Here is a 21250-nt window from a genome sequence, read left to right as displayed (position 1 = left end):
GGATCGAATAAGTAACGCAAGCATTGTGATAAGGTCATCTTGCTTGATCTGCTAAGCTCAATAAATTGGATATAAGAGTTAAAATGATGAATGCACCACAATCTGCTTTAAATCTTTCGGCTTTGGATATTGCAAAAGAACTGGCAAAGCAATTTGCACAAACAGCAGCTGAGCGAGACAAAGCAGGAGGCAATCCGAAGTTTGAACGTGATTTGATCCGCAAAAGTGGTTTATTGAGCCTGGCTATTCCACAACAATATGGTGGGCAAGGCGCAGATTGGAAGACAATTTTTCAGACGGTTCAAACCATCGCACAAGTCGATAGTTCCTTAGCACATGTCTATGCTTTTCATCATTTATTAATCGCCACCGTTCAACTCTTTGCCCAACCTGAGCAATATCAGCAATGGTTTGAGCAAACTGCGCAGCAGCATTTGTTTTGGGGTAACACGCTCAATCCTTTAGATAAACGAACCACTGTTCAACAAGTGTCTGAACAGGAATTTATTTTTCATGGTGATAAAAGTTTCTGTTCAGGTTCTATAGATTCAGATATTTTACTGTGTTCTGGTTTTAATGCTGCTGATCAGTTACTGATTGCTGTGATTCCAACCCAACGAGAAGGAGTAAGCTTTTTAGGGGATTGGAACAATATGGGACAACGTCAGACAGACAGTGGAACTAGCCATTTTGAACAAGTGAAAGTATATAAAGATGAGTTGCTTTTAAATCCTGGACCATTAAGTACGCCGTATTCAAGTTTACGCCCACTGATTGCTCAATTGATTTTTGTGCATCTTTTCCTAGGTGTCGCAGAAGGTGCATTTGAAGTCGCTCGACAATCGATACAAACACAAAAAGCATGGTCAAAATCTTTGGCTGAGCAAGCGATACATGATCCGTATATCCAAAAGCATTTTGCTGATTTTTATGTCCAGCTACAAAGCGTACGCTTACTGATAGAGCAGGCAGTTGAAGCATTGCAAGCGGCTTGGAATATTGGTGAAGATTTAACTGAACAGCAACGGGGTCAGGTGTCAATCGCGATTGCGACTGCAAAAATTGCTGCTACGAATAGCTCACTATTCGTGACCCAAAATATTTTTCAAGTTTTGGGTGCGCGTGCAACCACAGCACAATTGAATTTAGACCGTTTTTGGCGAAATGTACGCACACAAACTTTACATGATCCAATCGACTATAAATATCAAGAGGTTGGGGACTGGGTGTTGACAGGAAAAGTCCCTAATCCTAGTTTTTATTCTTGAGCAAGCTCAGCCATTTCATTTGTCTATGTGACCAAACTTAGATATAGTCAAACCACCTGATTATTCATACAAGTGATTTATCTTCAAACAAGCATATGCTTTTTATATGGATTTTTGAAAGTTTTGTATAAACAGTTTTTTGTATTTTTGATTCTCAGACAGTCTTGCTATCGTGAGGCGACATGGATGTCGCCATGTTGAGCGGGGGTATATGAGCAAAAACAAAGCACTGCTTTGTTTGCAGCGCAAGAACCCTTTTAAACGAAAGATTTTTGTCATCTTTTTATCTCTGAAAAGTGAAGCATCGCCTACGCAAACCGATTTAAACTATAGATCTAAAGCGTGGCATTGCAAGCTTTAGATTATCAAACAATATATTTATCATATTGAATTTATTGGTCTAAAAATTATATTTACTGTATTTTTTTTCAAAAAATTGACTACAGGTAAGAAGCTGAGACAGCATAAGCTTTGAATCGCTGAGAGGTACATGGCGTACCTCACTTCGACAATCAACAAAGGTTAAGGATGAGATGTCTGTTTCAAGGTATTCAATACTTCATAAGCGGCTTGAATACGTTCGGCATTTGCAATTCTTTTATTCATCAGCATGACCAAGCCAAATTTTTCCGCAGGAATATAAATCAGATAGGTTCCAAAACCATTTGTTGATCCTGTTTTATGGAATACTCTTGCCCCTGATTTGACCAGTGTTTTTTCAACTGGGTTTGATTGCATCACCACACGGTCAGAGTTGCTTTCTAATAATGTTTCTAAGCTTACTGGATAGTCGAAAGTTTCCCATCCAAGTGCTTGGGTCATCCCTCCCATTTTAAAGTAACCGATATGCGTTCCTTCGATTGCAGGTCGAATGGATGCCTTCGCTTGATCTGGATTTAAGTTCAATTTTAAGAACTGTAGAAGATCAGGAAGGTTTGATTTCACCCCATAGGCTTGAGCATCGAAAGGTCCCGGATTAACTCGAATTGGGCGATTGTTTTGATCATAGCCAAAAGCATACTGGGCTTGTTGTGCTTTTGGGACATTGACATAACTATGTTGGAGCTGAAGTTGTGGAAAGATAACTCGCTCTAATAATGTGCTAAACGGCATGTTCATGGCTTTTGCTGTAGCTTCGCCAAATAGCCCTATACTAGGGTTTGAATATTGTCTAAATTGACCAACGGGTTGATTGACTTTCCAATCTTGAAAGTATTTAAGCGTTTGTGCATCGGTTTCGATTTGATCAGGAAATTGTAATGGCAGATTACCCGTGGTGTAGGTTGCCAACTGCAAAAGTGTGACTTGATTAATTTCTGAATTTTTTAATGCAGGTAAATATTTTCCTGGATGGTCTTGAAGTGATAGTTTAGATACACTTTGCGCATAACTGCCCGCCGTTGCAGTAAACAGTTTACTCACAGAGCCTAATTCAAACAGGGTATTTTTATTGACTGATTTCTTGTCAGCAAGTGATTGTACACCATAGTATTTTTCATAACTTTTGCCTTGGTACAGTACTCCAATTGCCATCCCGGGTACTGCATATTTTTGCATTAAGGGCTGAAATGCCTGAGTCATTGCATTTTCAACCTTCGCTGTGGTTATTTGCTGATTGGCATTTACATAAGTCGTCAGTCCCATGCTACTGATCAAGACGTAAAAGATCGTTTTTGTTTTCTTTAAAAGAGCCATAACCACTTATTCCAATCTATACAGGCAAAAAGAGATTATTTTAATGTGGATTAGAGATTTTCCAAGATCAAGCTTGTTGAGTATATGTATGTCGATATAGATACTTGAAGCAAAATAGATGATTAAAACAAATCAATCGGTGAAGAACGATATTTTATAGCTGATTGGGCTGTTCATACTGAACGACCATGAAACTTTAGCGGTGTCAAAAAAAATCCCTCAAGCCGAGTCATGAGGGATAAGCTGCAAATTTTGTTTTAGTTGTTTATTGTTGTTTTCTACGGCACAAACTCTGGCACTAGAAATGATCAGGCTGATTTCGCAGTAATTTGCGCTTTTTGAGTTTCTTCAAGTTGACGTACCAAAGGCAGCACTTTTTCTCCAAAATATTCAACTTCCTCAATAAAATGTAAGAAGCCCGAAAGAACGAGGTCGACGCCCACACTTTTTAACTCAACGATTCGTTCAGCAATCTGTTGCGGTGTGCCAATCAAATTGGTCTTAAAGCCATCGTTATATTGCACCAAGTCTTCAAAAGTTGATTTTGCCCAGTTGCCTTCGCCCTCTTTAGAGGCAGCACCTGCTTCACGGGTTGCATCACCAAAAGCATTGACTGCTTCAACATTGGCTTGATCAATAATTTCCTGTAATACTGCTTTGGCTTCTTGCTCTGTATCACGGGCAATAATAAAAGCATTGACCCCAATTTTTACTGAATGACCATTCAGCTTGGCTTTTTCTCGAATATCATCAATTTGCTTTTTTAATTCTTCAGGAGTATTGCCATTGGTAAAATACCAATCAGATACACGAGATGCCATATCACGTGCTGCACGAGAACTTCCTCCCTGAAACACTTCAATATGCGGTTTTTGCAAAGGTTTTGGTTTTAGGGTGTAGTCTTTAAACTGATAATATTTGCCATCGAAACTATAGTTATCTGTAGTCCATATTCCTTTTAAAGTTCGAATAAATTCTTCAGAACGGACATAGCGCTCATCATGTTCAGGCCATGGTTCACCGATGGCATCAAACTCACCACGAAACCAACCGCTCACCACATTAATGGCAATACGACCATTAGTCAGATAGTCGATCGTTGCCAATTGTTTGGCCGCTAAAACAGGTTTCCATGGACCAGGCAAAATGGCTGCAATCACTTTTAATTTGTCCGTCTTCGCCAATAAAGCATGGCTAAAACTTACAGACTCATGTTGATTTTCAGCGCCATAGCCTGCGGTGAAACGAATTTGGGTGAGGGCATATTCGAAACCACTTTTTTCAGCCGCTTGTGCTAAGCGGACATTATAGTCATAGCTCCAGTCGGTACGTTGTTCAATATTACTGACCACTAAACCACCGCTGACATTGGGCACCCAATATGCAAACTTAATGGCTGGATTATGGTGTGATGAAAACTGTGACATAACATGACCCTCTATTTTTTATTATCTGCGGCTACGAGGTTGCAATTAAGCAACCTGTGATTGTGGTGATTTGGATTTTGCATGAAGACGGTTTTCTGCTGCATCCAAGTTTGGGATTGCAGCTGAAGGCAGTACCTCATCTTGCTCGATTTGTTTGTTAATCCCTAAGTTTTGATTGGCTTGTTCCGTCTTAGCTTTGACAACCTCAGCACGTTGCCCTTTTGCAGGAGCCCATTCCAAAATTGGCAATGCGCGTGCAACAGCCAAAGTAATACGATCTTGAATATGTTCACTCTTGATGGTGTATTCAGGTGTAAAATCACGATCGGTTGCATAGACACCAATCGGTAGGGTTTGGGCTTGGAAAAAGCTAAATAATGGACGAAGCTGATGTTCCAATACCAATGCATGGCGATCGCTTCCGCCTGAAGCAGCCAGTAATACCGGCACATCCACCAGTGCTGTTTGTTCAACAAAGTCAAAGAAATGTTTAAATAAACCCGTGAAAGATGCACGATAAACTGGTGTGCCGACGATCAAGGCATCTGCTGCTTCGACGGCTGCTAAATCATCTTGTACACGTTGTGGAAGCTGATTACGGTAAATTGCACCACCCAGTAAATGACCAATTTCACTGAATTTAATAAAATGCACATTGATCGGAGTTGCTTGACCGAGCTCATCTAAAATGGCTTGAACTAAACTTTCTGTTTTTGAAGGGTTATTTAAGCCCCCTGATACAGCAACAATATTTAAGGGTTTTTGTTGAGTATAAATAGACATGTTGGCAACCTAATAAATTGAATCTCGGAATGCCATTCATTTATCTATATTCAGTGAGATTGGTAAAATAATGAAAAACAGATTGGTTATCAATTTTTGAGATATACAGGAAAATGCTTCATTTTAAGGAGAAGATATAGTCTAAATTGCTGAACTTATTTGATATTATTTATTTGGATAAGCAATTCATTTTTAGATGTTTATTTTATATTTAAAAGTGATATTTAAATCTGTATTTTGAGAAATAACCGAAAAAGAGTAGGGAATTCTCATTAAAGCACACAAATAATTCAAAAATTCGTTAATATTAACGTATCTTAAATAGCAATAGTGCGGTTAGAATAAAAGAACTGTGCTAGAGATCTCTCACTTCGCTTATGAATATTTTAATCGTTGATGATCATCCACTGTTTCGCCATGCGTTAATTCAGGCGGTTCGTTATAGTTTGCCACAAGCTCAAATCAGTGAAACTGCGGCTGTTAATGAGTTCTACGAGCGTTTGGAAAATGGTCCTGAACCAGATTTAGTCTTATTGGATTTAAATTTACCTGGCGCATCGGGTTTCTCTGCATTGGTCCATGTTCGTGCACAGTATCCTGCGATTCCAATTATTGTGGTATCAGCCCACGAAGAAGCATCGATTATTCAGCGTGCGATTGCGCACGGTGCAATGGGTTATATTCCGAAGTCTGCGCATCCAAGCCATATTGGGGAAGCAATTCGCCAAGTATTAGAAGGCGAAATTTGGTTGCCGCCAAATTTACCGACTGCGAATATGAATTTTGACCCTCGTGCTGCAGATGAAACAGCTTTGGCAGAGCGTATCCAATCTCTAACGCCACAGCAATTCCGTGTCTTAATGATGGTTGCCGAAGGTTTGCTGAATAAACAAATCGCATATGAACTGGATGTTTCTGAAGCGACGATTAAAGCGCATGTGACTGCAATATTCCGTAAGTTGGGTGTACAAAATCGTACTCAAGCTGTCTTGGCAATCAATGCACTGAACATCGAAGAGAAAAAAGTTTAAGGTTGTTCTGATGATTCAGTGAACATTAGAAAAGTTTCTAAAATTATGAGAAGAGTGTATTAAAAATATGCTCTTTTTTATATTTTAAAATTCATTTTTAAGTTTTATTTTTATAAAATTTAGTTTGTTATCGGTATTTTATTCTTTGCTAAGCAAGGAATGAATCTCCGATAATTTTTTCACTTTTATCAATTATTCAAAATAGGCGTATACTGATCAGACATGAGGAAAAACTATGTCTGATGCATCTGAATCTACAGCGTATATTGAGTATGGTACTCGTCCCTTTCTGGCGATTTTGCTGTCACTATTTCTAGCAGGGTTTGCGGTATTTTCATCATTGTATTGTGTTCAGCCGATGATGCCTTTTCTGGCAAAATTCTTTCATGTGACCCCTACACATAGCAGTTTCCCACTTTCATTTTCCACCATTACATTGGCTTTGGGGCTTTTGTTTGCAGGGTTAATCTCAGATCGTTATGGTCGTAAACAGATCATGACGATTTCTTTGTTTTCAACAGCCACTTTATTATTAATTAGCTCATTACTACCCTATTGGGAAATCTTCCTTGCCACACGAATGCTGATTGGTCTGGCGGTGAGTGGAGTTGCATCAGTAGCGATGACCTATATTGGCGAAGAAATCGCACAAAAAGATGTTGGCTTTGCAATGGGTTTGTATATTTCAGGTACTGCGATTGGCGGTATGAGTGGGCGCTTAATCGCAGGCGTTTTACTGGATTATATTTCATGGCAAACAGCTACTATGATTATTGGCATACTCAATTTATTGATCGCCATCACTTTCTATGTTGCACTCCCTGTGTCCAAACACTTTAAATCTTATCCGATTCAATTCTCTCGCTTTATCGAATCGTTCAAGAAAAACCTCTCTGATGCAAAATTAAGATTCCTATTCATCGAAGGTTTTATTTTGATGGGTTGCTTTGTCACTGTGTTTAATTACATGAGCTATCATCTTTTAGAAAAACCTTTTGAGTTGTCTCAGACGTGGATTGGCTTGATTTCGATCGCCTATTTATCAGGTATTTATAGCTCACCACGTGCAGCTGGCTGGAGTCGTCGATTTGGACGTGCAAAAGTCTTGATTGCGATGTTTTGTAGTATGGCGCTAGGTTTGTGGATAATGTTTATTCCATCTTTATGGACTGTGTTAATTGGGTTATTTATTTTCACCTTTTCATTTTTTGCGGCACATTCCACCTCAAGCAGTTGGGTATCTATACAGTCTTTACAATATCGTGCAGTCGGTTCTTCGCTGTATTTGTTCTGCTACTATCTCGGTTCAAGCCTGTTGGGCAGTGGTAGTGGCTTGATTTGGGAAAAATATGGCTGGTCGGGTTTAACCGTAAGCATAACTGTTGTACTGGGTATTGGGTTATTGGTCGCGCTAAAATTAAATCAAATGCAGAAGCAAACTGACTCAGATTCGACAAAGCTTGAATCGAACTAAATTGCCCTGAGCTTTTATTGATTGATTCACGATCCTCATTTAAAACAGTTTATTCATTTCATTTCGACATTTGAATGAAATGAAAATAGAGAAATCACTGCTAAAAATAAAATGTTTACTTTTTAATCAAGCAACATGAGCAAAATTCATGGTAAAATGATTGGCTTTCATCTTAGATCTCTTCCGATCGCCAACCGCCAATCGAGAAAACTTACCATGTCGACCGCTTATACTGCTCAGACAGCGCCTGTTGCGTTGTTTGATTATGACAAATATTGGGCATCGTGCTTTGAACCAGCACCTTTTTTGCCTATGTCTCGCGAAGAAATGGATCAACTCGGTTGGGACAGTTGTGACTTTATTTTAGTGTGTGGGGATGCATATATTGACCATCCTTCATTCTGCTCAGGGATTATTGGTCGAACACTTGAAGCGCAAGGTTTCCGTGTTGGCATTATTGCTCAACCCGATTGGACATCTGCCGAAGCCTTTAAAGTTCTAGGTAAACCAAATATTGCTTGGGGTGTTACAGCAGGCAATATGGACTCGATGATCAATCGCTATACAGCAGATCGTAAGATTCGTTCAGATGATGCTTATTCTCCAGACAATGTGCCGAATAAACGTCCCGATCGTGCTGCAACGGTGTATTGCCAACGTTGTCGTGAAGCATTTCCGGATGTACCTGTATTGTTGGGCGGCATCGAAGCGTCTTTACGCCGTATCGCCCATTATGATTATTGGTCAGATAAAGTCCGTCGTTCAGTGTTGATGGATTCTAAAGCAGATTTATTGATGTATGGTAATGGTGAACGCTCTATTGTTGAAGTGATGCATCGCCTTGCCAAAGGTCAAAAAATTCATGAAATTACCGATGTTCGTGGCACAGCATTCATCGTCAATAAGAGCAATCGTGCTTCAAAAGCCAAATTTGTTGAAATTGCATCCAATGATGTGGATTCAATCGGGCGAGTTGATCCGATCATTAACCCGTATGTGATGACCGAAGATTTGGATGGATGTGAGATTGAGCAGAATAAAGGCAATTCTTTGAGCCAATATCAAAATTTCCAAAAAGAATTGGTTGCCAATCCTGTGGTACGTGAAGGCGATCATCTGGATGAAAATACTCAAATTGTACGTTTACAGCCTGCTTCAAAGGCGATTAAACATAAATTACCACCGCGCGAGCTGGCGGTAATTCGTTTACCTGCTTTTGAAGAAGTGGCAGAAGATCCTGTGTTGTATGCACACGCAAACCGTATTTTACACTTGGAAACCAATCCGGGAAATGCGCGAGCATTGGTGCAAAAACATGGTGAACGTGATGTTTGGCTGAATGCGCCACCGATTCCATTGACCACTGAAGAAATGGACTATGTGTTTGATTTACCTTATGCACGTTTACCACATCCTGCTTATGGCAATGCACGCTTCCCAGCCTTCGACATGATTAAATTCTCCGTGAATATTATGCGTGGCTGTTTTGGCGGTTGTACTTTCTGTTCAATTACTGAGCATGAAGGGCGAATTATTCAAAACCGTTCAGAAGAATCAATTTTGCGTGAAGTCGAAAAGATTCGTGATACAGCACCTGGCTTCACAGGCATTATTTCTGATCTCGGTGGTCCAACGGCAAATATGTACCGTTTGCATTGTAAAGATCCAGAAATTGAAAAAAATTGTCGTAAACCTTCCTGTGTTTATCCGGGTGTATGTCAAAATTTACATACTGATCATGCGCCTCTAACACAGTTGTACCGTAAAGCCCGTGCAATCAAAGGTATTAAAAAAATTCTGATCGGTTCTGGCTTGCGCTATGATCTTGCTGTATTAAATCCTGAATATGTCAAAGAGCTGGTTCAACATCATGTGGGCGGGTATTTGAAAATTGCCCCTGAGCATACCGAAAAAGGTCCATTGTCGAAGATGATGAAACCCGGAATAGGAACTTATGACCGCTTTAAGCAGATGTTTGATCGTTTTAGTAAGGAAGCGGGTAAAGAACAATATCTTATTCCTTATTTTATTGCTGCGCATCCAGGAACTACAGATTATGACATGATGAATCTGGCGATCTGGCTCAAGAAAAATGGTTTCCGTGCCGATCAGGTTCAGACTTTCTATCCATCACCAATGGCAACAGCGACCACTATGTACCATACCAACAAAAATCCGTTGGCGAAGGTGGCGCGTTATACTGAAAATGTCGATATTGTCAAAGGTGAAAAGCGTCGTCGCTTACATAAAGCATTCTTACGTTATCATGATCCAAATAACTGGCCTTTATTACGTGATGCCTTACGTGAAATGGGGCGTGCTGATTTGATTGGCAACTCTAAACAGCATTTGATCCCAACCTATCAACCGCAAGGTACGGATGGTCAGTATCAATCTGCACGTAAGAAGAACTCAACATTGGCAGGTGATTCACAAAAGCGTACGGGTGAAAATACTGCACGTACTCAGTCACGACATGCCAATCAGCCAAATCGCCCACAAAAAGGGCAAGTGTTGACACAACATACAGGTTTGCCACCGCGTGAAACAGGGGATCGTAAAAAACCGTTTGGTGGTAACAGTAAAGGAAAATCTAAGCCGAAAAGTAGAGCTTAAGTTTTAGTGAGTGTTCAAGAGGGTGCGAAAGCACCCTCTTTAAATTCGAATTGAATAATTAAAATACAAAACTGTGGATAACTCTGCTTAAACTGTTGAAAAATTTAGTGTACGAAAAGTACACAAATTCTGGTTTTAATTGTCCTACAATCAAACTAAAGTTTTATCGGATTTAGTTGTATTCGTAATAGATACAAGGTATAAAAGCCATAAATCAATTCATTTATTTGTAGGAATAAATGAGGAAAATAAATAATAGTTCAACAAATATTTTAAAACTGTGATATGAGTTGTTATTTTTTAAATTAAGCAAATTTATATCTCATATGTGACGTTGAACTGACAGTAAAAAAGTATCTTTAGATACACAAGAACTGGTCTTATTTGACCAAATTATAATAAAGAATTAGGAAATGAAATATGGACATATTGATTGTTGCGAGTTTGATACTATTTGCCGCTGTGATTGCGATTGCTTATAAAGGATTGAAAAATAAGCAGCAAGTTGATAGTGCTCTGCGTAGAAGAGCAGTATTTAATTCACATGAACAGATTACTTTTACTCGACTAAAAGAAATTTTACCTGAAGCTAATATTTTGGCTCATGTGTCTTTTGATGCATTGTTAACAACAAAATATTTACACACACGTCGTAAATATCAGCAAATGTTTGCAGATTTTGTTGTATTGGACAAAGACTGTAAAGTTTTGGCTGTGATTGCTTTAGAAGATATCAATGCAATTAAACGTGCTCACCAAAATACCTATAAAGATGCATTGTTACAATCTGCGGGCTACAGAGTGATTCGTTATCTCGGTATTCCTGAATATCAGGATTTGCGTGAAGATTTTTTAAGTGAGTTCGCTGAAATGAGTCATTCACACGTGCTCGAGGAACAACTGTTGGGGAAGTTTGATCTTTATTCTAATCGTGTATATGGTTAATAAAAAATGCATGTCTCAGCATGCATTTTTAAATGTTCAAATTAATTTCTACAATGATTCAGGTTTTACCGCAACTACCGTCATCTCGACCAAAACATCAGGTCGATAAAGTTTTGCTTCCACACAAGTTCTTGGAAGTGCTTCAATATCAGAACACCAAGCATCCCAAACTTCATTCATTGCTGCATAATCATTTTCAATATCTTTCAAAAAGATCATCACAGACATGATGTGGCTTTTGTCTGTTCCTGCATCTGCAAGAAAACGGTCAATCATATCTAAAGTTTGCTGAGTCTGTCCTTTAATATCTAAGGTTAAATCTGTTGCCAATTGACCTGCCAAATGGACTAAATTGCCTGAAATCGCAATTTCAGAAAAGCGCTTTTCTACATGCAAACGTTGTACAGTCATGATTACTCTCAAATCTTGTTTATGGGCTAAATTTTACGTGATCAAGATGCATCTGCAAACCAACTTTGTTATGAGTGCGTAAATGCATCTATGCGAATTAAAGTTTTATGTTTAAAAACGATAAAACAATCGTATTCAGGGCAAATGATCAGGCTACCTAAGTTTAAAAACTGAATTTTTGCGATGCGTAATTGATTTAAGCAAAACGCAACTGAGGATTGTAAAGGGCAAAGTTGCTGTAGTTGTTCTGGCGCTTTTTGTTTAATAAAAAGATTCATGACCATCTCGATGAATTTAAAACGATGATTAAGCAGTGAATGAATAGACATTCACTGCATGGCAATTAAGATTGAGGAGGGATGTAGGATTTAAGCGCTCGCTCAGGCTTATTGTTGATTTGATACCAATCGATGTGACGTGTAAGGAACATGACGACCGCGAGTAATACAAATGAAATGATCGAACCGATCAAGAAGGTCTTGCCTGAGGACTGCAATAACAGATACATCACAGCGTAGAGTGAACTGAGGATCACACCGAATAAGGCAGCAGCTTTAAAACCTTTCATCACATAGAACAAATACCATGTCATGAGACCAACACAGGCAACTCCTGCGACAAAGTAAGCCCATGCAAAGGCATAGTATTCACTGATAGAAAGCAGTAGGACAAAGAAAAGACCTTGTGCGATTGCCACCAAAGAATATTGAATTGGATGAATACGAAGGCTTTTAAGCACCTCAAATAAGAAGAAACAACCAAAGGTAATGATGATAATCACGACACCATATTTAATTGCTCGATCTGTTTGAGTATAAACATTGACGGATTCTAAAAATTCGGTTGATAAGCCAATTCGTTGACTTTGCTCAACGTCATAGGCATTTTCTTGAGTGTAATAGCCTTGGCTGAATTGGCGAATGCAATCACTGGTGTCACATTCAATCAGTTTGCTGATGTTTTGCTGACCCAGTGCAATGTTTTTCCATTGTGCTGTAAATTGTTGATGGGTACTGGTTTTAGCAAAGGGTAAATTTTGTCCTGAATACTTGATGTCCGCCCAGTTGCCTTTGGCTTGATAACTGACACTACGGCTGGTGGGAACCAAGCTAAACTTGCCAAGACCTGTGATATTGGTGGCTAAATCAAAAGAAAAACCATTTTGAATCGCATTGATTAATTCAGGATAATTTTTTGTAGAAATACGCATAAAGTCAAAACCAGAAGCATCACTGCCTTTGGGACTCATTTCAAAAATATAATTCTTATTGAGTATTTTTAACGTGGGTTGCGTGTCTAAACCTCGTGGATCATGCACAGGAAACATAATCTCAGCACGATTCCATTGATAGTCTTTATTCTCCAGTGTGGGCTTTTGAAAAATGCCTTTAGCGGTTAAATTTGCAGTATAGCTAATTGCTCGGTAGATGGTGCGTTTATAGGCATCATCAGAAACCTTAAAATCAGCAGTCCATTGTGTGCTGTCTGCACTGATGTATACCCATTGTTCTTCTGTACAGGAATATGCGACTTTTTTGTCGTCCAAACAGGTTTTGATTTCGGTATAGGGCACACGAATATAAGGTGAAATAACAGTTTGTGGGCTGATGTTGTTTTGTGAGATTTCTCTGAGAAAAGCTTGTTGGTATCCCTGTCGTTCTGACACCAAAGTGCTAATGAAGAGTAGACCTATCCAAAACAGCGCAATCAAAATGGCAATTGCAATAATTTTAAAGGTGAGAAAATTGGATCGCATCACGGTGTTCCTGAGCCGTTGTTTTTGTTAGGTTCAGTATGCGAAGCCGAAATGTGTTTTGTTTGAGCTGACTTTGTGTTTTATGTGAAGTTTAGGTGAATATTCAAATCTTTGTGGTTAAAGCAAAATCTTGACCAATACGCCTTGTTGATGAGATTGCAGAATTGGAATCTGATTTTCCTCGATATTTAAAATGTTAATCTGACCATGATGTTGTTCAATGACTTGCTGAACAATACTGAGTCCAATACCCGAACTACGTTGTTGGCTGATTGGTCGAGGAAGTGAAAAGTATGTATCAAACACCTGTGTAAGCGCATAGTCAGGAATCCATACACCTTCATTAAAGATATTTAATTCAATATGTTGATGTGCTTGCCGATGTAGCTGAATCAGAATCTTTGCCGAATCCTGAGAAAAATCCAAAGCATTGTCTAAAATATTGCCAAGCGTTTGTTGAAGCCAAAAACGATCTGCATGAATCATACAATCGGCTTCAATATCTAATAAACATTGAATTTTTTTAGCCTGCATTTGACTGGCGTGCCGATCTAAAGTCTGATGGATTAATTCAGACAAATTAAAATTTTGAATCTCAATTTGATGCCTCGATTTTTCCAAGCGAGTTAGTAACAGCATACGATCAATCAAGCTCTGCAAACGCTGGCTTTGTTCATGAATATGTGTGGCAAAATTTTGTTGATCAGTTAAAGGCAAATCTTCTTTAAGCAACTCAGCACTGGCTTGGATCGCAGTTAAAGGGCTTTTTAGCTCATGTGTCAGGGTGTTGACATAGTGTTCGACATAAGCGCGATCTTCCAGTTTTTCTCGCATATCTTCCACGGCTTGAGCAACTTGATTGAGTTCTTTGGCGGATCGAAAATGCGGAGTTTGGTTGACAGGTGCCAGCGCTTGAGCATACTTACGCACGCGATCAATACTATGTTTAAGCCAATAAGCCACTAGGCTGGCTAAAAATAAACTCAACAACGTAATCCATATGGCTTGGCGGATCAGTTGATTTTCAGCACGTTGAATGTAAGGTTGTACGGATATATTGGGCTTGCCTATACTGACCACTCCAATCAACTTCTGTTGTTGATCAATTTGATAATAGATAGGTGCAGCAATAAACATGGTGCTACTGTTACTATCTTCCTCATAACTTCGGGTTGAACGAACACCATATTTGCCTCTTAATGTGAGATAGACATCATTCCATTTGGAATAGTCCTGTCCTGTTGCAATGCCTTGTGAATCATAAATCACTATGCCTTTTTGATCAGTGATATAAATTTGTTGATTGATTTCATTCTTATTATGTTGCCAAATATTGGCGTTGATTTTTCGATTGAGCGCATTTTGAATTTTCTCATCAAACTGGGCAGTTCCAACCTTATTTTCATAGACATCTTCTGCAACCAGCATGGCAATAATATTGGTATTTTCCGCAAGTGTATCTTCGACAACCTGTCGTACATTGGGCTTTACTTGCTGATTAAAGGTATAAGACATAAACCATAAACCGAGCAAGATAATTAACCCGAAGAAGAACCAAATACGGATAAATATCGACATGCTTTAGTCCAGCCTTTTCAGGCTATAGCCGAAGCCACGGTGAGTTTCAATTGGATCTTGTTCAGCAGATATTTGTTTGAGTTTATTGCGTATACTCTTGATATGAGTGTCAACAGTTCGATCTAAGCTATGCTCTGGATGTTCCCAAACTTGATCCATCAATTGTTGTCGGCTAAATACTTGTTCAGGATGTTGAATCAACAGTTTGAGTAAACGATATTCATAACGTGTTAATTGCAGTAGGGTGCCTAAGTATTGAATCTGGAAAGACTCATCATTGCATTGCCATGTTTGGGAATGTTTAGATATTAAATGTGGCGTTATTGGGGTATTTTGTTGGAGCTGATTTTGAATCTCCATTCTGCGCCAAATGGCTTTAATTCTGGAGACAATTTCTCTTGAGCTAAACGGTTTAGTGCAATAGTCATCTGCGCCAATCTCTAAACCAATAATTCGATCAATTTCGTCATCACGTGCTGTCAAAAACAACAGCGGTGTGTGGTTGAAATGGCGAATTCTTTTACACACATCAAAGCCATTTAAATCTGGTAAACCAATATCTAAAATAATAAAGTCGAAGGATTTTTGTTGAATATAATCAATAGCTTGTAGACCAGAATTTGCCCAAGTGACTTGCCACTCTTCACGCTCAAGTGCATAGCGTAATGGCATAAGTATCGCCGCATCATCTTCAACGCATAAAATCTGCTTTTTATGATTCATTGCAATTAAATATTTATCATCTCGTGTTGAGTGTACTGAAATTGAAATATTTAGGCGAATGAATTTTAAGTGAAGTTAGGGTCTGTTAACAATTCGTCTATGCTTGCGACTAAGTATGTTTTTTAGGCGATTCTAGGCGCGAAATACGAAATTTAGTCATTCTAAATGAGTAGTTCGGAACGAAGAAGCGACAAAAAACACATTAGTCCCGAAGGGTTGTGGCTAAAATTATCTCAGGCTTCGTTATGAAACTTGAAAATAGACTCGCTATTCTCTTCGTTTCATGCCTTGCCTGCTCAATTTTAACCTACAACGCAAGCCATTTATGAAATGTAAACAGACCCTAAGATGAAGATTTTTTATTGAAAGAGAGGAATGATGATCGTTAGATAAGTTCATGAGAAAAATAGACGTTTACCCATGTTAAGCTCGAAGCGCCCTGTAATATTCGGATTTGATCGTCACGCCAACTACAGGACAGCAAATCAAAAGTATTGGTGACTTTTGATCTCTCTGCGGATACATGGGTAATGTATTGCGGGAGGTAGATTACTCTAATTTTGATTAACTTGGGTAAATATTTAGTCGAATTATATTTTTTTGAGTAAAAAATAGACGAATAACTTAAACAGATTGAATAGATAAAATTTGAATTTAAAAACAGGATGTCAATGCATCCTGTTTTTAATAAATAGCTTAGTTCAATAATAGAGAAAACAATTAACGTTTAACCACAATCGAATCAATTCCACTATGTTGTAAGGTTTGCTGAGCGATGACTGCGGCATTCTGTGATTCATATGGACCAGAAATCACACGATACCAAGTTTTGCCACCCTCAGTACTTTGTACAACATCAGCAGATAAACCATTTAAAATGATTTCGGCACGTCGAGCATCTGCGGCATCGGGATCATCATAACTACGAACTTGTAAGATGTATTCAGGTTGAGCAGGTGCTGTTCGTTCAGCATTGATACCGACATCAACATTGTCAGTTTGAGTTTGAGAAGGTGCTTCAACAATAACGGGTTGCTGCTGATTTTTATTCTCTGGAACCGCTTGTTCAGGAATCGGCGTCACTTGTTGTTGTGGCAACAAATCATAAAAGCGATAGTCTTTGTTGGTATCTTCTTGATAATGTTCAGACGTAATTTCATTTCGAGGTTGAACAGGCGCCCACGGTTTCCAGAGCATCAGAGCGACACCAAAACTTAACACGATTAAAATGACCACAAGCATCCCTAACCATTTAGGAATCAATGGTTGTTTAGGTTTGGTTGGTCTTTCAGACACACCGCGTTGCGTTTTTCCAAACACGAGAAATCCTCTTATTATTTATTGTTTAACATCGCGTTCAAGCATAGTTTCGCTTGAGCACGATGTAAAGTAATGATTTATTGCTGACTTACATGCTTTCAGGTGCAGAAACACCAAGCAGTTCTAAACCATTACGAAGAACTTGCTGAACATTGGCAGAAAGCAATAAACGTGCTTGCGTCAATTCAGCATCATCACCTAAAACTTTATTCTCGTTGTACCAACCATGGAATAAAGCTGCAAGTTCTTTCAAGTAGTTACCTACTTGATGCGGTTCATAATTGTTTGCTGCACGAATAATCACTTCAGGGTATGCCGCAAGTTTCGCTAAAATCTCAGCCTCTGCTTCAAGTTCTAATTTTGCAGCAAATTGACGCGCACTTTCAGGATCAAATTGAATATTTGTTGTTGCTGCTTTTTCTAACATACGGCAAATACGTGCATGCGCATATTGAATATAATACACCGCATTGTCTTTACTTTGTGATACAGCCAAATCTAAGTCAAAATCAATGTGTTGTTCAGATTTGCGCATAACATAATAGAAACGTGCTGCATCATTTCCAACTTCTTTACGAAGATCTCGTAAAGTCACAAATTGACCAGAGCGAGATGACATTTGTACCATCTCACCACCGCGCCATAAGCTTACAAACTGGACCAATAACACGGTGAGTTTTGATGAGTCATAACCCATTGCATCAATAGCTGCTTTTACACGTGAAATGTAACCGTGGTGGTCTGAGCCCCAAATATCAATCAGGTCAGTATAACCACGTTGTAACTTATTCAAATGGTAAGCAATGTCAGAAGCAAAATACGTGGTTTGCCCATTACGACGTTTTACAACACGATCTTTTTCATCACCAAATTCAGTCGATTTAAACCAGATGTTGCCATCTTTTTCATAAAGATAGCCACGTTGATCTAAAGTTTGTAGGGCTTCGTCAATTTTATCAGTCAACGATGCTTCACTAAACCATTGGTTGAAAGTTACGCCGAACTCACCAAGGTCATCTTTAATGTCATCTAAAATGGCATGTAATGCAGCTTGATGGAACACACGATAGCCTTCACCAACCAATGTTTGTGAATTTTGAATCAAGCCATCGATATGCTTTTCTTTATCGCCTGAAAGCACAACTTTATTGCCATCTGCATCCAATTCCTCAGCGTATTGAACGTCTTCTGGAACATCTTTATAGATATCAGCAACAGCACGCACATAAGCATCACCATCTTTATCGATAATGCTTTGAGCAATTTCTTTAACGTAATCACCTTGGTAGGCATTTTTTGGGAAAACTAAAGTTTGCCCAGTCAATTCTAAGTAACGTAAATAAGTAGAGGTCGCAAGGATGTCCATTTGACGTCCTGCATCGTTGACATAATATTCACGATCAACTTTAGCACCTGTTGCTTCGAGTAATGTAGCAACAGTCATCCCGTAAGCTGCACCACGACCATGACCGACATGTAGGCTAGAGGTTGGGTTGGCAGAAACGAATTCAACTTGAATCTTTTTAGCTGCATTGGCTTGGGTTTTACCAAACAGATCTTTTTGTGCTTGAATTTGATCAAGTACAGCAAAGCGTTGGTCAGCATTGAGAAAGAAGTTAATAAAACCAGGTCCAGCAATTTCAGCTTTTGCAATATCAACCACTTCTGGGAGGTTTGCTAAAATTTTCTCAGCAAGATCACGTGGTTTCATACCCGCAACTTTTGCACCCATCATGGCAATGTTTGATGCGAAATCACCGTGGCTTCGGTCCTTGGTTCGCGTTAAAACACTTGTGTTTTTCCAGTCAGATGGAAGAGTCCCTTCAGCTTGTAGGGATTGCACTGCATGATCAAGAGCTGCTTGTATGGCCGTATTCATAATCTATAGAGAAATAAATGTCGCAGAAAAACGCTAAATATAGCAAATTTTGAGCCTTTTAGGTGAATGCATTTGTATAGAATAAAACTTATTCAATCAGAAAGATCTTAGTCTGAGATATTTGATCTATTCTCGCCCTTTATATGATCAACTGACAGCCTAGATAACCTGAGTTCGATAAAAATCCTTGATGAAAGATGATACATCCAAACCGCCTGATTATTCATACAAGTGATTTGGATGATTCATTTATTTTGTACTTTTTGAATTATTGATGGTCTTGCTATCTTCAGGCGACATGGATGTCGCCATGTTGAGCGGGGGTAAAGGATGTACCCCTCGCTCAACGAAAGATTTTTGTCACTTTTCATCTCTGAAAAGTGAGGCATCGCTTACGCAAAAGAATTTAAACTTTAGCACTAAAGCGTGGCAGTGCAAGCTTTAGATCATCAAACAATCTATTGATCGCCTTCATTTTATTGATCAGAGAAATGAAACTATATTGATGATTGCGCTTACGAAGCTTCGCTCCTCATGTCAAAACAAGTATGGCGAGCCCTTGCGGAGCTCCGCTCCTCATCCAAAATCGGATGAAAATCCAGCAAAAATCCAGCAAAAATCCACATAGATTTATTATCTTTCAATGAGTTGAAGATTTGATTGCATCGAATTCACGTTAGATAGATCTTCTTTCAAAAAAGGATAACAAATGATGTTGGTGAGCTTTTTGGATCAATTTGATCATCAGGAAATGAAAAAAGAACAAATTATTCGGTTGTTTAGTTAAGTCCAAGATCTTGAATTTTCAAACACAGGCTATTTTGAACTGGATATTCCAAATTAAGGACAAATCATTCTGTTATTTTGGTTTGTTGACAGCAAACACTTGATCTTGCGCTACGACAAAAATATCCCTACCGCACAACAAGGCGAATCTTGGTTAACTTGTAATGAACAAATGAATTCGAAATTTTTTGATATTGGCGACGATACTTGGCTGCCTTTAAACACAATCATTACATTGGAGCTTGCTTTAAATAGCATAGCCATGTTCTACGATGAACCAATGCGCTTACCTAATGAAACAAAGTGGCAAAATGTGTTGGATGTAATGTGGAATGATTGATTGTTTCACTCAGCTGAAAAGCATAAAATTGCCGTGCTAATTCAATTTTGAGTTCTCATGTCAAATATTCCTCCCACGATTATCGGAAATATTCCGAAACTCCCTGCAAAATTTGCTGCATGGATCATGCCTTTTTTCTTATCCTGTTTAATGAGTGGCATGGTGTCATTGATCAATATGTTCATTAATGTGGGTCTAGTGGATGGTTTTTTGGCAAAATGGTTTTCGGCATGGATGGTTTCGTGGGCCGTGGCATATCCAGTGGTATTGGTTGTTTTGCCGTTAGTGCGTCGACTCACAGCTGTTTTTGTGGATATGCCTAAATAATTTAGTCGGATGCTTACATGCAACTAACAGGTTTGCTGAGCAATTCAGCATGACCATTGTTAAAGGTGTAAAGTTTAGAATTATTAAAAATCTTAATCACTTTAGCCTTACTGAGCGCAGCTTGGAAACTTGGCATTTTTTTCGCATTGACCAGATCAAAAGGATTGCCATAATTTTTATTGTCGATTAAAAACTGAACTTGTCCTGCTTGGGGATCATGTGCTTTAAGTAATTCCTTAGCATCTTTATCTTCAATACTAAATCCAGATTTTTGCGAAGGAATTTTGCAGTTTAGACGTAAATACAAAATATTGCCGTCAGCAGATTTGTTTTGTAGGGTATAAATTCCTTGTAAATCGTTTTCAATATAGACCCATTGTCCAGTGGGCATATTGAGTTTCATTTGTTCAAGCTTTTCTAAGGTTGCTTTACTGACATCGACTACGCCTTGTTTATCGACTTCTGGAACTTTTGCTTCGCCTAGACCAACCAAGCTTTTCACTTTTTCAGTGGTTTTGGAAACACCAGAAGATACTTTTTTGGCTGTTTGACAACCTGTGCAGATGACTGCAGTGCTTAGTAGAAGTATAAAAATATTTGTGTTCATTGTTATTGGTTTTGCTTCATTCAATTAAGGACAACATAAATTGAAATACGAAAAAAATCAATCGTAGCTCAATGACATTGGAAATCGATAGATTTTAAAATTTGGATTAATTCTTTGTTATTGATATAAAAAACAATAGATTGTATTAAATATTTAAAGAATTTGTAAAAAATGAGAATAATTTATCATTCTGTAAAATACTTTGAATATCACTATCACGTATCTAAATACCCATTTAGCGTAAAATAGGCTTAAGCTTGTATGCGACCAAAGTCGTAGCTTAG

General features: G+C 38.6%; 18 protein-coding genes. 7 read left to right on the top strand and 11 right to left on the bottom strand.

Translation table 11 applies throughout. The annotated features are described in order from the left end of the window. Window positions 1-83: 83 nt before the first annotated feature. Window positions 84-1268: an acyl-CoA dehydrogenase family protein gene (locus F938_RS19980; protein WP_005034632.1), complete on the top strand. Its 1185-nt coding sequence runs from the start codon at window positions 84-86 to the stop codon at window positions 1266-1268. Between the two features lie 522 nt (window positions 1269-1790). Here the strand turns inward: F938_RS19980 and ampC are convergent. The 3 genes from ampC to msuE all read right to left on the bottom strand — a co-directional run bounded on the left by ampC (window position 1791) and on the right by msuE (window position 5173). Continuing rightward, window positions 1791-2963 (bottom strand): class C beta-lactamase, encoded by a 1173-nt coding sequence (ampC, locus tag F938_RS19975; protein WP_005034629.1) that lies wholly within the window; start codon window positions 2961-2963, stop codon window positions 1791-1793. Window positions 2964-3271: 308 nt separating this feature from the next. Then, window positions 3272-4390 (bottom strand): dimethylsulfone monooxygenase SfnG, encoded by a 1119-nt coding sequence (sfnG, locus tag F938_RS19970; protein WP_005034627.1) that lies wholly within the window; start codon window positions 4388-4390, stop codon window positions 3272-3274. 45 nt (window positions 4391-4435) lie between these two features. Continuing rightward, window positions 4436-5173, bottom strand: coding sequence for an FMN reductase (gene msuE, locus F938_RS19965; protein ID WP_004832030.1), 738 nt, complete (start codon window positions 5171-5173; stop codon window positions 4436-4438). Between the two features lie 377 nt (window positions 5174-5550). On the opposite strand from msuE, the gene F938_RS19960 reads away from it, so the two are divergent. From F938_RS19960 to F938_RS19945, 4 genes are all read left to right on the top strand, one after another. Continuing rightward, window positions 5551-6204: a response regulator gene (locus tag F938_RS19960; protein ID WP_004832028.1), complete on the top strand. Its 654-nt coding sequence runs from the start codon at window positions 5551-5553 to the stop codon at window positions 6202-6204. Window positions 6205-6439: 235 nt separating this feature from the next. Then, window positions 6440-7678, top strand: a complete 1239-nt coding sequence (locus tag F938_RS19955; protein WP_005034625.1) for an MFS transporter — start codon at window positions 6440-6442, stop codon at window positions 7676-7678. 216 nt (window positions 7679-7894) lie between these two features. Continuing rightward, on the top strand, window positions 7895-10294 hold the full coding sequence (locus F938_RS19950; RefSeq protein ID WP_005034622.1) for a YgiQ family radical SAM protein: 2400 nt from the start codon (window positions 7895-7897) through the stop codon (window positions 10292-10294). A gap of 420 nt (window positions 10295-10714) precedes the next feature. Next, window positions 10715-11239, top strand: a complete 525-nt coding sequence (locus F938_RS19945; protein ID WP_004832023.1) for a DUF2726 domain-containing protein — start codon at window positions 10715-10717, stop codon at window positions 11237-11239. 48 nt (window positions 11240-11287) lie between these two features. Here F938_RS19945 and F938_RS19940 read toward each other — a convergent pair whose 3' ends face one another. From F938_RS19940 to argS, 7 genes are all read right to left on the bottom strand, one after another. Then, window positions 11288-11650, bottom strand: coding sequence for a RidA family protein (locus F938_RS19940; protein WP_004832022.1), 363 nt, complete (start codon window positions 11648-11650; stop codon window positions 11288-11290). A gap of 68 nt (window positions 11651-11718) precedes the next feature. After that, window positions 11719-11928 carry a hypothetical protein gene (locus F938_RS19935; protein WP_004832020.1) on the bottom strand — a complete coding sequence of 70 codons (210 nt, stop codon included), beginning with the start codon at window positions 11926-11928 and terminating at the stop codon, window positions 11719-11721. A gap of 65 nt (window positions 11929-11993) precedes the next feature. Further along, entirely contained in the window at window positions 11994-13406 is a 1413-nt protein-coding gene (gene creD / locus F938_RS19930; protein ID WP_005034619.1) for a cell envelope integrity protein CreD, read from the bottom strand. A 117-nt stretch (window positions 13407-13523) separates the two neighbouring features. Further along, a complete protein-coding gene (gene creC / locus F938_RS19925; RefSeq protein ID WP_005034617.1) occupies window positions 13524-14984 on the bottom strand; it encodes a two-component system sensor histidine kinase CreC in 1461 nt (486 codons plus the stop codon). Between the two features lie 3 nt (window positions 14985-14987). After that, window positions 14988-15707: a two-component system response regulator CreB gene (gene creB, locus F938_RS19920; protein WP_005034614.1), complete on the bottom strand. Its 720-nt coding sequence runs from the start codon at window positions 15705-15707 to the stop codon at window positions 14988-14990. A gap of 720 nt (window positions 15708-16427) precedes the next feature. Then, entirely contained in the window at window positions 16428-17027 is a 600-nt protein-coding gene (locus F938_RS19915) for an SPOR domain-containing protein (RefSeq protein WP_005034611.1), read from the bottom strand. Window positions 17028-17115: 88 nt separating this feature from the next. Beyond that, the gene (argS, locus tag F938_RS19910; protein WP_005034609.1) at window positions 17116-18906 is read right to left on the bottom strand and encodes an arginine--tRNA ligase; all 1791 of its coding nucleotides are present in this window, start codon (window positions 18904-18906) and stop codon (window positions 17116-17118) included. A gap of 958 nt (window positions 18907-19864) precedes the next feature. Here argS and F938_RS24820 point away from each other — a divergent pair. After that, window positions 19865-20032 (top strand): hypothetical protein, encoded by a 168-nt coding sequence (locus F938_RS24820; RefSeq protein WP_228129522.1) that lies wholly within the window; start codon window positions 19865-19867, stop codon window positions 20030-20032. Between the two features lie 57 nt (window positions 20033-20089). Further along, the gene (locus F938_RS19900) at window positions 20090-20359 is read left to right on the top strand and encodes a DUF2798 domain-containing protein (RefSeq protein ID WP_004832008.1); all 270 of its coding nucleotides are present in this window, start codon (window positions 20090-20092) and stop codon (window positions 20357-20359) included. Window positions 20360-20372: 13 nt separating this feature from the next. Here F938_RS19900 and F938_RS19895 read toward each other — a convergent pair whose 3' ends face one another. Then, a complete protein-coding gene (locus tag F938_RS19895) occupies window positions 20373-20966 on the bottom strand; it encodes a hypothetical protein (RefSeq protein WP_004832007.1) in 594 nt (197 codons plus the stop codon). Window positions 20967-21250: the final 284 nt, after the last annotated feature.

Origin of the sequence: Acinetobacter bereziniae LMG 1003 = CIP 70.12 (assembly GCF_000368925.1) — a bacterium.
GTDB classification, from domain to species: Bacteria; Pseudomonadota; Gammaproteobacteria; order Pseudomonadales; family Moraxellaceae; genus Acinetobacter; species Acinetobacter bereziniae.
The sequence above is the reverse complement of the archived record's forward strand: the minus strand, read 5'-3'. Positions and strand labels throughout refer to the sequence as shown.

Coding starts and splice junctions, on each gene's coding strand:
- F938_RS19980 (WP_005034632.1), top strand. CDS start 84: ATGATGAATGCACCACAATCTGCTTTAAATCTTTCGGCTTTGGATATT.
- ampC (WP_005034629.1), bottom strand. CDS start 2,963: ATGGCTCTTTTAAAGAAAACAAAAACGATCTTTTACGTCTTGATCAGT.
- sfnG (WP_005034627.1), bottom strand. CDS start 4,390: ATGTCACAGTTTTCATCACACCATAATCCAGCCATTAAGTTTGCATAT.
- msuE (WP_004832030.1), bottom strand. CDS start 5,173: ATGTCTATTTATACTCAACAAAAACCCTTAAATATTGTTGCTGTATCA.
- F938_RS19960 (WP_004832028.1), top strand. CDS start 5,551: ATGAATATTTTAATCGTTGATGATCATCCACTGTTTCGCCATGCGTTA.
- F938_RS19955 (WP_005034625.1), top strand. CDS start 6,440: ATGTCTGATGCATCTGAATCTACAGCGTATATTGAGTATGGTACTCGT.
- F938_RS19950 (WP_005034622.1), top strand. CDS start 7,895: ATGTCGACCGCTTATACTGCTCAGACAGCGCCTGTTGCGTTGTTTGAT.
- F938_RS19945 (WP_004832023.1), top strand. CDS start 10,715: ATGGACATATTGATTGTTGCGAGTTTGATACTATTTGCCGCTGTGATT.
- F938_RS19940 (WP_004832022.1), bottom strand. CDS start 11,650: ATGACTGTACAACGTTTGCATGTAGAAAAGCGCTTTTCTGAAATTGCG.
- F938_RS19935 (WP_004832020.1), bottom strand. CDS start 11,928: ATGAATCTTTTTATTAAACAAAAAGCGCCAGAACAACTACAGCAACTT.
- creD (WP_005034619.1), bottom strand. CDS start 13,406: ATGCGATCCAATTTTCTCACCTTTAAAATTATTGCAATTGCCATTTTG.
- creC (WP_005034617.1), bottom strand. CDS start 14,984: ATGTCGATATTTATCCGTATTTGGTTCTTCTTCGGGTTAATTATCTTG.
- creB (WP_005034614.1), bottom strand. CDS start 15,707: ATGAATCATAAAAAGCAGATTTTATGCGTTGAAGATGATGCGGCGATA.
- argS (WP_005034609.1), bottom strand. CDS start 18,906: ATGAATACGGCCATACAAGCAGCTCTTGATCATGCAGTGCAATCCCTA.
- F938_RS24820 (WP_228129522.1), top strand. CDS start 19,865: ATGAATTCGAAATTTTTTGATATTGGCGACGATACTTGGCTGCCTTTA.
- F938_RS19900 (WP_004832008.1), top strand. CDS start 20,090: ATGTCAAATATTCCTCCCACGATTATCGGAAATATTCCGAAACTCCCT.
- F938_RS19895 (WP_004832007.1), bottom strand. CDS start 20,966: ATGAACACAAATATTTTTATACTTCTACTAAGCACTGCAGTCATCTGC.